Annotated in this window: 14 protein-coding genes; 13 read left to right on the top strand and 1 reads right to left on the bottom strand. The window is 67.5% G+C overall.

The genetic code is table 11. The features are described 5' to 3' along the window. Positions 1 to 87 precede the first annotated feature (87 nt). The 6 genes from ACM9NP_RS18180 (at position 88) to ACM9NP_RS18155 (ending at position 5,675) form a co-directional block, all read left to right on the top strand. The gene (locus ACM9NP_RS18180; RefSeq protein ID WP_415647931.1) at positions 88 to 1,077 is read left to right on the top strand and encodes an ABC transporter permease; all 990 of its coding nucleotides are present in this window, start codon (positions 88 to 90) and stop codon (positions 1,075 to 1,077) included. A gap of 19 nt (positions 1,078 to 1,096) precedes the next feature. After that, the gene (locus ACM9NP_RS18175) at positions 1,097 to 2,182 is read left to right on the top strand and encodes an ABC transporter ATP-binding protein (protein ID WP_415647930.1); all 1,086 of its coding nucleotides are present in this window, start codon (positions 1,097 to 1,099) and stop codon (positions 2,180 to 2,182) included. Continuing rightward, a complete protein-coding gene (locus ACM9NP_RS18170; RefSeq protein ID WP_415647929.1) occupies positions 2,179 to 3,249 on the top strand; it encodes an ABC transporter ATP-binding protein in 1,071 nt (356 codons plus the stop codon). The genes ACM9NP_RS18175 and ACM9NP_RS18170 overlap by 4 nt, the downstream gene beginning before the upstream one ends. An 86-nt stretch (positions 3,250 to 3,335) precedes the next feature. Continuing rightward, a complete protein-coding gene (gene mshB, locus ACM9NP_RS18165) occupies positions 3,336 to 4,235 on the top strand; it encodes an N-acetyl-1-D-myo-inositol-2-amino-2-deoxy-alpha-D-glucopyranoside deacetylase (RefSeq protein ID WP_415647928.1) in 900 nt (299 codons plus the stop codon). A 386-nt stretch (positions 4,236 to 4,621) separates the two neighbouring features. Next, positions 4,622 to 5,044, top strand: coding sequence for a hypothetical protein (locus ACM9NP_RS18160; protein ID WP_415647927.1), 423 nt, complete (start codon positions 4,622 to 4,624; stop codon positions 5,042 to 5,044). A gap of 178 nt (positions 5,045 to 5,222) precedes the next feature. Continuing rightward, a complete protein-coding gene (locus tag ACM9NP_RS18155; RefSeq protein ID WP_415647926.1) occupies positions 5,223 to 5,675 on the top strand; it encodes a hypothetical protein in 453 nt (150 codons plus the stop codon). 57 nt (positions 5,676 to 5,732) lie between these two features. On the opposite strand, the gene ACM9NP_RS18150 is transcribed toward ACM9NP_RS18155, so the two are convergent. Further along, complete coding sequence (locus ACM9NP_RS18150; RefSeq protein ID WP_415647925.1) at positions 5,733 to 6,680, bottom strand: GNAT family N-acetyltransferase; 948 nt, start codon at positions 6,678 to 6,680, stop codon at positions 5,733 to 5,735. Between the two features lie 304 nt (positions 6,681 to 6,984). Between ACM9NP_RS18150 and fdxA the strand changes: the two genes are divergently transcribed. The 7 genes from fdxA (at position 6,985) to ACM9NP_RS18115 (ending at position 11,072) form a co-directional block, all read left to right on the top strand. Further along, entirely contained in the window at positions 6,985 to 7,308 is a 324-nt protein-coding gene (gene fdxA, locus ACM9NP_RS18145) for a ferredoxin (protein WP_415647924.1), read from the top strand. Between the two features lie 118 nt (positions 7,309 to 7,426). After that, positions 7,427 to 8,503, top strand: a complete 1,077-nt coding sequence (dapC, locus tag ACM9NP_RS18140; RefSeq protein WP_415647934.1) for a succinyldiaminopimelate transaminase — start codon at positions 7,427 to 7,429, stop codon at positions 8,501 to 8,503. 247 nt (positions 8,504 to 8,750) lie between these two features. Next, positions 8,751 to 9,083, top strand: a complete 333-nt coding sequence (locus ACM9NP_RS18135) for a hypothetical protein (RefSeq protein WP_415647923.1) — start codon at positions 8,751 to 8,753, stop codon at positions 9,081 to 9,083. 7 nt (positions 9,084 to 9,090) lie between these two features. Next, positions 9,091 to 9,543, top strand: coding sequence for a hypothetical protein (locus tag ACM9NP_RS18130; RefSeq protein ID WP_415647922.1), 453 nt, complete (start codon positions 9,091 to 9,093; stop codon positions 9,541 to 9,543). A 94-nt stretch (positions 9,544 to 9,637) separates the two neighbouring features. After that, the gene (locus ACM9NP_RS18125; RefSeq protein WP_415647921.1) at positions 9,638 to 10,030 is read left to right on the top strand and encodes a YbaB/EbfC family nucleoid-associated protein; all 393 of its coding nucleotides are present in this window, start codon (positions 9,638 to 9,640) and stop codon (positions 10,028 to 10,030) included. Further along, a complete protein-coding gene (locus ACM9NP_RS18120; protein ID WP_415647920.1) occupies positions 10,027 to 10,356 on the top strand; it encodes a type VII secretion target in 330 nt (109 codons plus the stop codon). Before ACM9NP_RS18125 ends, ACM9NP_RS18120 begins: the two co-directional genes overlap by 4 nt. Then, positions 10,353 to 11,072: a hypothetical protein gene (locus ACM9NP_RS18115; protein WP_415647919.1), complete on the top strand. Its 720-nt coding sequence runs from the start codon at positions 10,353 to 10,355 to the stop codon at positions 11,070 to 11,072. Before ACM9NP_RS18120 ends, ACM9NP_RS18115 begins: the two co-directional genes overlap by 4 nt. The last annotated feature ends 27 nt before the right edge of the window (positions 11,073 to 11,099 follow it).

Genomic DNA, 11,099 nt, shown 5'->3' with positions numbered 1-11,099 from the left:
CCCCCCCACCTCTCGCACAATCCCCCGATCGTATGTCTGTTTCGGACGGTGCAGCTTCGCCGCCCGGTACGAGTTAGGTGATGAAGGATGCTTCGCTTCGTCGTTCGGCGAACGCTGCTCGCGGTGCTCACTCTGGTCGTGGTCAGCATGATCACGTTCGGACTGTTCTTCGGCGTCCCGGCGGACCCGGCCAGGATCATGTGCGGTCAGCGCTGTACCCCGGAACAGGTCGAGGACGTCGCCGATCGGCTCGGTATCAACGAACCGCTCGTCGACCAGTACTCCGATTACATGAAGGGCATCTTCCTCGGGCGCACCTATGGCGAGGGTGAACTCGAACGCGAGTGCAGCGCGCCGTGTCTCGGCGAGTCCTTCCTGAACGGCGAGGAGGTCACCGAGATCGTCAAGCGCGGTCTGCCGGTCACCGCCTCCATCGCGATCGGGGCCTGGGCACTGCAACTGGCGATCGGCCTGTCCATGGGCATCATCGCCGCGCTGCGGCGCGGCAGCTGGATCGACAAGCTGTCGATCGGCATGACGCTCGTCGGTGCGGCCCTGCCCATCTACTTCCTCGGCGCGTTGCTGCTGCTGGTCTTCCGATACGAGACCGGCATCCTGCCGCAGCCGAGATACACCTCCCCATTCGAGGACCCGATGATGTGGGTGATGGGGATGATCCTGCCGTGGTTCACGATCGCGCTCATCAGTTTCGCCGGTGAGGCGCGCATGATCCGTTCGCAGATGCTCGAAGTCCTGGATGAGGACTTCATCAGAACCTCACGGGCGAAGGGGCTTCGAAATCGCGTGGTCTATTGGAGACACGCGTTGCGGGCCTCGATCACCCCGATCGTGACGTCCGCGGGCTTGAGCCTCGGCGGCCTGCTCGGCGGGGCCGTCGTCACGGAGACGCTGTTCGGGCTCAACGGGCTCGGGAAGATGAGCGTCGACGCCGTCCGGCAGCTGAACCTGCCGATTGTGATGGCCACCGTTCTCATCTCCGCCGTTTTCATCGTGGTGTCGACGGCGATAGTCGACATGCTGTACGCCGTCATCGACCCCCGCGTCCGGCTGGGCTAGGACCTCGAGGAGCGCATCTATGACCACCACTGTTTCGGATGACCCGATCGAAAGCACCGAGGCCGTTCCGACGAGCAAGCCGTATCTGTCCGTTGAGGACTTGCGGGTGCAGTTCCGGACGGAGGACGGCATCGTCAAGGCCGTCGACGGACTGTCCTTCGACCTCGACCGGGGAAAGACCCTCGGGATCGTCGGTGAGTCCGGGTCCGGCAAGAGCGTCACGTCGCTGACGGTTCTCGGCCTGCACAACCCGTCGAACACGACGATCACGGGCCAGATCCGCGTCGGTGACGTCGACGTCGTCAAGGCCTCGCCGGAGAAGGTCCGCCGCATGCGCGGCCGCGACATGGCGATGATCTTCCAGGACCCGTTGACGGCGCTGCACCCGTTCTACACGGTCGGGCGGCAGATCGTCGAGGCGTACCGCGTCCACCACAAGGTGTCGAAGGCCGTCGCGTACAAGCGCGCCATCGAGATGCTCGACCGGGTCGGCATTCCCGAGCCGCACAAGCGGGCCAAACAGCACCCGCACGAGTTCTCCGGCGGCATGCGCCAGCGCGCGATGATCGCGATGGGCCTGGTCAACGACCCCGACCTGATCATCGCCGACGAACCGACGACGGCGCTCGACGTGACGGTCCAGGCGCAGATCCTCGACCTCCTCGCCGACCTCCAGCGCGAGTTCAACTCCGCGATCGTCCTCATCACGCACGACCTCGGTGTCGTCTCGCAGGTCGCCGACGACGTCCTCGTCATGTACGGCGGCCGCGCCGTCGAGTTCGGCACCGCCGAACAGGTCCTGCGCCGTTCGCACCACCCGTACACGTGGGGTCTCCTCAACTCGATCCCGACGCTGCACGGCGACGCGAACGAGGCGCTCGTCCCGATTCCGGGCAACCCGCCGAGCCTGCTCAACGTCCCCTCCGGATGTTCGTTCCATCCGCGTTGCGCCTACGCGATGCTCGACGGCGGACCGTGCGGTGTGGAACGCCCCGAGTTGTTGCCGATCGCGGGCGCCCCCAGTCATCTCGCGTCCTGCCACCTTCCGGAGGCTGAACGTATGTCGATCCGTCGCACCGACGTGGAAAGGGTGGAGGCGAAATGACTCAGGTGGAGTCCCGGCCGAAGGCCGACGCCGCACCGAAGACGAATGAGCTGCTCAACGTCTCCGGCCTGACCAAGCACTTCCCGGTCCGTAACGGGCTGCTGGCGACCAAGCAGGTCGTCCGCGCCGTCGACGGCGTCGACTTCTCGGTCGCCAAGGGCGAGGCCCTCGGCCTCGTGGGCGAGTCGGGCTGCGGGAAGACGACGACCGGTCGGATGCTCGTGCGTCTGCTGGAGGCGACCGCCGGTCGCATCGAGTTCGACGGCCGCGACATCACACACCTGCGCGGCAAGCAGTTGCGGCAGTTGCGGCAGGAAATCCAGATCATCTTCCAGGACCCGTACTCGTCGCTGAACCCGCGCCACACCGTCGGCAAGATCATCGCGACGCCGTTCCAGGTCAACCGCATCACGCCGCCCGGTGGCGAGCGCGCCCGCGTCAAGGAACTGCTGGAGATCGTCGGCCTGAACCCGGAGCACTACAACCGGTTCCCGCACGAGTTCTCCGGCGGCCAGCGGCAGCGCATCGGCATCGCGCGGGCGCTCGCGTTGCAGCCGAGACTGATCATCGCCGACGAACCGGTGTCCGCGCTCGACGTGTCCATTCAGGCTCAGGTCGTCAACCTGCTGCGCAACCTGCAACGCGAGTTCGGTCTGTCCTTTGTGTTCATCGCGCACGACCTGTCGGTCGTCCGGCACTTCTGTGACCGGATCGCCGTCATGTACCTCGGCAAGGTCGTCGAGGTCGGTGACCGCACCCAGATCTACGAGACCCCATCGCACCCGTACACCCGAGCGCTGCTCTCCGCGGTGCCGGACGCCGGAATCCTGGGCCGCCAGGACGACAAGCGCATCCGGCTCGTCGGCGACGTGCCGACGCCGCTGAACCCGCCGTCGGGGTGCCGTTTTCGGACGCGATGCTGGAAGGCGCAGGACATCTGCGCGAGTGAGGAACCGCCGTTGCGGCTCATGCCGACCGGCGGCGAGGCCGCTTGCCACTTCCCGGAGTCACCCTCCGGAGCAGGCGCGCCCGAACCCGCACCGGCGGCCACCGGAGCGGAGGACTGACATCGCCGTCGCGCCCATGTGACCCCCGTCCATCACATGGGCTTGACGGCGGCGAGTTGTCGGGGCGGGCGGCTACCGTTATGCGCGTGACCGAGATTTCCGCCGCCCGCCGTATCCTTTTTGTACACGCGCACCCGGACGACGAGTCCATGTCGACCGGTGCCACCCTCGCCATGTACGCCGCCGCGCCCGACACGCACGTCACGCTCGTGACGTGCACGCTCGGGGAGGAAGGCGAGATCCACGTCCCGGAGCTGGCGAAACTCGCCGCGATGGAAGCCGACCAGCTCGGCGGCTACCGGTACACCGAGTGGCTTCGCGCTTGCGAGATCCTCGGCCTGACCGACGTCCGCATCCTCGGCGGTGTCGGCACGTGGCGCGACTCCGGCATGGAGGGGCTGCCCACCAACGACCACCCCCGCGCGTTCTGGGGCGCCGACGTCGCGTCGGCCGCGGTCGATCTGGTCTCCGTGATCCGCGAGGTCCGGCCGCAGGTCGTCGTCACCTACGACACGAACGGTTTCTACGGCCACCCCGACCACATCCAGGCGCACCGTGTCACGGTCGCCGCGATCGCCGCCGCCTCGGACGCGTCGTACCGTCCCGAGCTCGGCTCCGCGCACTCCGTCGACAAGTTCTACTGGACGACGGTCCCGAAGAGCGACCTCCTCGCGGGTTTCGAGGAACTTCAGGGGGCGGACAACCCCTTCGCGGGCGTCGAGTCCGTCGACGACCTCCCGTTCGGTGTCGACGACGCCGAGGTGACGACGACGATCAGCGCCCTCGGGTTCGGCGAGACGAAGCTCGCGGCGCTCGCGGCGCACGCGACGCAGGTCCCGCCCGACAACTGGGTCTTCGTGATGGCCGCCAAGCTCGGTCCCGAGTCGGCGACGACGGAGCACTACCTGCTCGCCTCCGGCAAACGCGGCCCCGGCGACGGCCCGCACGGCCGCGAGTCGGACCTGTTCGCGGGCCTCGACGTCTGATCGTCGAAAGGCGGTCGCCCGAGACGGGCGCGGGAATGGCGGCAGTACACCCTCCGGCCACCGCTTAAAGGCGGTACACCCTCCGGCCGCTTAAAGGCAGTACACCCTCCGGCCACACGACCACCACCTCGTCAACCCACTCCCCGCTTGGTTGGGCAAAAGTTCCGCTTGGTTGGGCAAATTGCGAAAACGCGCCTAATTCGAACATTTGCCCAACCAAGCGGGCACTTTAACCAACCAAGCGGGGAGTGGGCGCGCTGGCGAAGTTCCCGTGTATGCCGCGCCCGGTGTACATACAGCGGAGAGCTTTCCCGCCTCGCCGTGTGCCGTCCTGGCGCGTCCCTCGCGCGATCTGACGTGACGGGGCGACCTCTAGACTCGGCCGGGTGACGGACGACAGACCGGCCCCGACGAGCGCCCCCGACCCCCAGCCGAACATGGTGACCAGGGTCGCCGGTGGCGTCATCATCGTCTACGCGGCCTTCCTGTTGGCCGTGGTGGAGTCGTTCCTGGTGCCATTCAAGGCATTCGGCGGGTATCTGCCGGTGTCGGCCTTGTTCGCGGTCCTCGGCAACTGGGGCCTGCCGATGCTCATGATTTGGCTGTGTCGCGTGCGCTACCTGGCGCTCCTGCCGGCGGCGGTCTGGTTCGTCGTCATTCTCGCCGCATCGACCATGTTGGACACGGGCTCGCTCGTCATCGCCAACATGTGGCCCGGTCCGCTCATGCTCGTGTCCGGCGCGGGGACCATCGCGGTCGTCGGGTACCGGATAGCGCTCGGTCGGCTGGGAGCGTCGGCCAAATCGTGATCGGCCACCCCTTGCGACGATCCGCCATGCTGCGGTAATTCAGTATCAGGACAAGGGCCGTCCCACTGTTCATGAGCGCGGCGCCGATTCCGGCGCGGCGGTGGACGAGTGCCGCCGTCGGACGACGCGGTCGCGCCGGTGCGGGACGGTCCCCAAAGTGTGAGGAGCCTTCGACACCATGAAACGCTGGATGCCCGGCATCGTCATCGGATTGAGCCTGTTCGTCATCAACGTCGCCGCGAGGATCGTGGTCGACGTCAGCGGGCAGGGCGATGACGTCGACGCCGAATTCACGGTCGGCCTGTACGCCACGATCGCGATGGGTGTGGTGGCCGCCGTCGGCGGAGCCTGGTGGGCCGTCCGCAAGCCCGTGGAGCACGTCATCGCCGAACTCGGTCTCGGTCTCGTCGGGGGCGTCCTGCTGGCCGTGTTCATCGGCCCGCTGATCGTCGGCCTGAACCCGTTCGCGGGCGCCGAGTGGCTCGTCATGCAGATCGTGTTCTTCGCCGTCGTGTCCGGGCTCGGCGCCTTCGTCGGTTTCCTGATGGTGATGATGTTCGGAGCCGACTACCGCAGCAAGCACCTGAAGCGGGTCGAGCGGCACTACGGCAAGCAGAAGTCCCGCCGCTGAACACTCCGAGTCCACAGTCGGTGATTCGGCTGTGGACTCGATCCCGTGCCGCTCCCGTCAGGGCCGCATGTTGACGTAGCTGTGGTGAGCCACGAAGCCGAGCTTCTGGTACAGCGCGATCGCCGGCTGGTTCTCGCTGACGACCTGGACGCACAGGGTCGACGCACCTCGATCGATCGCCCAGGCGGCGAGCGCCCGCATGATCGCCGTCGCGATCCCACCGCGCCGATCCTCCGCCGACACGATGACGAGCGACACGACCGCGACCGAGCCGCTGATCGCGCCGCGCGCGCACGCCGTCGGGGCGTCCACGTCGCCGACGGAGAGGAACGCCCGGTCCGCGCCGTGCCCGAGGATGTCGAGGGCGTGCGGAGGCAACTCCGCGCCCTTGGCGGCGGTCGCCAGGCGCAGCCAGCCGGGGCCGGGCTCGTTCGTCAGGCGCAGGCCGATCGTCGGGTCGCCGTCCGGTGGGCCGACGATCGCCTCCGCGGCGGCCGTTTGGACGCTGACGGTGTCGACGCTGCGCCAGCCGCGCTCGCCCAACCGTGCGGCGATCCTCCTGGACAGCGGGAGCGGGACGGCGAAGCCCGGCGTCAGCCCGCGCGCCGTGTACCAGGCGGACACCTCGTCGATCGCGTCGTCGAGGGGTTCCACCGGGGCACCCAGGGGGAGCGCGGTGTTGGCGCGGTTCGTCCAGCCGCCCGAGGCGCGCAGCAGCCACGCCCCGATCCAGTGGGTCTCGGTCGCGGGCCAGGTTTCGGCGGCGGCGCGTTCGAGCCCCGCGATCGCCTTGTACGACACCGGTTTCGGCGGGATCTCCTTGCTCGCGACGACGTCGGTGCGCGGAATCGGGGTGATCTCACCCGAGTCGCGGCGCACCCACAGCGTCGTCTCGCTGAAGTTCAGCAGTTCCCCGATGACGTCGCGGTACCGTCTTCGACCGTCGATGATCTCGGCGGCGCGTCGGACGACGACCCGCTTGCCGATCTGGTTCTTTCCGAGCATCGTTCCCCAGGGGTGGTCTCGTTGGCTCAGTTGTGCGGTGAACGTGAGACGGCGCCGGACGATGTCGTGGATCGCCTGGCGTCGTGCCGACTCGCGCGGTCGAAACGGCCGGATAACGCCGTCGCGCCCGTACCGTCGAGTGACGAGGCATGCCTCTATTCACCTCCCGCACGCACGTGGGACAACCTACAGATTAGGCTGGTGGACCGGTAGCGCCCCGTGGCCCATCAGCGCGGATTCGTCCACGTCAACGTGCTACCGGTAGTTGGTCAGGCATCGAAGTCAAACCTCGAAAGGACGTACCGTGACCTACATCATCGCGGAGCCGTGCGTGGACCTGCTCGATAAGGCATGCATCGAGGAGTGTCCGGTCGACTGCATCTATGAGGGCAACCGGATGTTGTACATCCACCCGGACGAGTGCGTCGACTGCGGTGCCTGCGAGCCGGTGTGCCCGGTCGAGGCGATCTTCTACGAGGACGACGTCCCGGAGGAGTGGAACAACTTCACCGCCGCCAACTACGAGTTCTTCGAGGACCTCGGGTCCCCGGCGGGCGCGTCGAAGATCGGCAAGATCGACAAGGACGCGACCTTCGTGGCGGGTCTCCCGCCGAAGCCCGCCGAGTGACGCGCGACGCGGAAGCCCCCGGCCTCCGCGTCGAACGGCACCGTGCCGAGCGCTTCGCACGGTCCACAGTGTCTTGACTTTTCGATTGGAGCCGTTCGTGAGCACCGCGACCTCCCGCATGACACCGCTGCCGCGCTTCCCCTGGGATCGCCTGCGGCCGTATGCGGACACGGCGCGGGCTCACCCGGACGGCCCCGTCGACCTCTCCATGGGCACACCCGTCGACTCCGTCCCGGAGGTCGTACGGGCCGCGCTCACCGGCGCCGCCGACAGCCCCGGTTACCCGCTCACCATCGGCACGCCGCGGTTGCGGGCCGCGATGTCGACGTGGCTCACCGACGTGTGCGGCGCGTCGAGTTCGATCGGGGCGCTGCCGACGATCGGCAGCAAGGAGCTGGTGGCGAACCTGCCCTCGCAGCTCGGCCTCGGCGCGGGAGACCTCATCGCGATCCCGTCGATCGCGTACCCCACCTACGAGATCGGGGCGCTCCTGGCGGGCGCCGATGTGGTGCGCACGAACGACCCGACGGCGATCGACGACGACCGGCTGCGGCTGATCTGGCTCAACCACCCGAACAATCCGACCGGGGCGACGCTCCCCGCGTCACGGCTCGCCGCGATCGTCGACTGGGCCCGCGAGCGCGACGTCCTCGTCGTCGCCGACGAGTGCTACGTGGAGCTTCCGTGGACGGCGCGACAGACGTCCATTCTGGATACTTCCGTGTCGGGTGAGAACGCCGAGGGCGTCCTCGCCGTTCACTCGCTGTCGAAGCGATCCAACCTCGCCGGTTACCGCGCCGCGTTCGTCGCCGGCGACGCCGCGATCATCGCCGGGCTCATGGAACTGCGTCGTCACGCCGGATTCCTGCTCCCGGCGCCCGTGCAGGCCGCGATGACGGCGGCGCTCCTCGACACGGCCCACGCCGACGAACAGCGCGAGCGCTACCGGCGACGCCGAGACGTCCTGCTCACCGCCGTCACCAAGGCCGGTTTCCGTGTCGACCACTCCGAGGCCGGTCTGTACCTGTGGATCACCCGCGACGAGGACTGTTGGGAGACGGTCGCCTGGTTCGCCGCGCGCGGCATCGTCGTCGCCCCCGGCGAGTTCTACGGCCCGGACGGCGCTCGCCATGTCCGGGTCGCGCTCACCGCCTCCGACGCGGACATCGCGGCGGCCGCCGACCGCGTCGCCTAGAGGCGTCCTTCCCGTCCGCCGATTCGCGGCCGCCGTCGAACGCGTCCCGAGGCTCGGCCCGGGCGACCCACCATCCATTAAGGCGCTCCGGCTTCCATTTCGCGCCAACGTTTGTACGCTCCCTCGGTTGACAGGTCGACGAAGCCTTGCCGGGCTCGTGTTCATCGCAGACGGAGCCAATGGTCGATGGATACCGGCGAACGGGAGGGCTCCTGCCCGTCAACGAGAAGGGCAAGGTGATCCTGTGATGCGATATGAGGATGTTCCGGCCGGGCCGGAGGAAGAGGCGCTCGAACTCACACGTGCCGGTGATCCGCGTCCGGTGGCGATCCTGTCGCTCGCCTTCGACTCGTCCGATGGCGTTGTCGCCGAGAACCGGGCGCTGGAACTGTTGAGCCACCGAGACTCCGAGGTGCGTCGTGCGGCCGTCCGGTCGCTCGGTCACATCGCGAGGATCCACGGCCGTCTCGACGTCGGCCGGGCGACGTCGCGCCTGCCGGAGATCGCGGCGACCGAGCCCGCGCTGGCCGGCGTGGTGGACGACGCTCTCGACGACATCGCCATGTTCGTCCGTCGGTGAGCTGGTCATGCCCGATGACGTCATGTTCCGGATCCGTTTGAACGCCGAGGCCGAGGACGCACAGCCGTTCGCCACCGGACGCATCGAGGCACCCGGGTTGCGTGAGCCGTTCCGAGTTCCATTGGGGCACTGGAGGATCGAGGACTATCTCACCAGCTGGCGGGCGGAGTTGCGTCGGTTGAAGGAGGGCGCGCGTCACGCGGTCCTGCTCACGATGGCCGCACCGGTCATCGACGTCGACTTCCTGCGCGGCTACATCCTCTACCGGGAGGCTGAGGAGATCGCGATCCAGGAGTCCCTGCTGTTCGCCGACGACTTGGGGTCCGGCTTCGACCTGGCCCACCCGTCCAGCGCGGCTCCTCCGCACGAGACCGAGACGGAGGAGGGAATACCCGTCTCCGAATGGATCTTTCCACTGTCGGGGCTCGATCCCGAGTCCGCCGTCGGCCGTTATGAATAAGCGTCCTCGCGGCGATGAAGTTCTTGCCGGGCAGGGGCATACTGAATCTGGTGCTCAGTGTTGGGACGATAGTGACGTGAAAGGTAGGCGTTCCGTGAGCGAGGAAGACATCCACGGCGTCGGCGAACGTTGGATCGACGACTGGAAGCGCCGGTCGGACAAGCTGCTTTCCGATACGAACGAAGTCGCGGCCAAGATGGACAAGCTGCGAGTGACCGCGACCAACGCGGACAACGATGTGCGGGTCACCGTGAACGCGCGCGGCGCGGTCGAGGACCTTCGCCTGAAGGACGGCATCCGTTCGAAGTCCATCGAGGACATGGCGAGCGAGATCATGACGACGATGCGCAAGGCCCAGTCCCAGTTGGCGGAGGGGGCCCGCCGGGTCGTGGTCGGAACGGTCGGCGCCGAGTCCGACATGGGCAAGGCGACGATCGACGGTTTCAACCGCCGTTTCGGTAAGACCGAAGAAAGAGGACAGTCATGACCACGGTGCAGATCGTCGCCGAGGAGCTGCGTACCCATGCCGGCAGCATCGACACGTGCGTCGGCGTCGTCGAGTTGGCTCAGGGCGCCAGCAATCACATTCAACTCGGCAATGAGGCGTACGGCGTGCTGTGTCAGTGGATCCCGCCGATCCTTCAGGGTCGCCATGACGAGATGAACACGCTGCTGACCCACGCCAAGGCCAACCTGGACACGTACTCGTTGCTGCTGCGGACCGCCGCCGACAACTTCGAGACGGTCGACCAGATCAACTCCTGGGACCTGACGATGTCGAGCATCCCGATCGAGGAGGGCGTCGAAGTATGAACGACACCAACCCGATGATCGCCGATGTCGTCGAGACGACCACCGCCACGACGGGCCTGTGGATCGTCGAGAGTTCCCAAGGTCTGATCGAGGCGATCGGTTCCGGCTCCTGGGTCGACGCGTCCATCGGCGGCCTGACGCTCGCTGCCGACGCGTTGTCGATCGTGCTCGACCCGCTCGGCTCCCTCGCGTCGATGGCCGTCGGCTGGATCATGGAACACGTCGAGCCCCTTCGGGAAGCCCTCGACGACCTGGCTGGCGACGCCGACACGATCACCTCCTACGCGAACACGTGGACCAACGTCTCGAACGGGCTCGCGCAGGCCGCCGTGGATCTCGACACCGCGATCGGTGCCGACATCGGCAACTGGCAGGGCGACTCGGCCCAGACCTACATCGAGAAGATGGGCTACAACGTCGACGGCATCGGCGGCATCTCCGCCGCCGCGGCGGGTATGGCGGCGGCGACGTCCGCTGCCGGAAGCCTGGTCGCGACGGTGCGAGAGATCGTCCGAGACCTCATCGCCGACTGTGTCGCGACGCTGCTGGTCCGGGTTCCCGAGTGGCTCGCCGAAGTCGGGTTGACCCTCGGCATCGGCACCCCGTGGGTCGTCAGCAAGGCCGTCGCGCTGATCTCCCGCTGGGTCGGCCGCATCACCACTTTCCTTGACGCGCTCCAGATCTCGATGCAGGCGCTGACGCTGCTCGTCGGCTAGAGCGTCTCCCACTACCCGATTGAGNCG

Origin of the sequence: Stackebrandtia soli, from assembly GCF_965137155.1 — a bacterium.
Classification (GTDB): domain Bacteria; phylum Actinomycetota; class Actinomycetes; order Mycobacteriales; family Micromonosporaceae; genus Stackebrandtia; species Stackebrandtia soli.
This window is presented reverse-complemented; position numbering and strand designations above follow the sequence as displayed.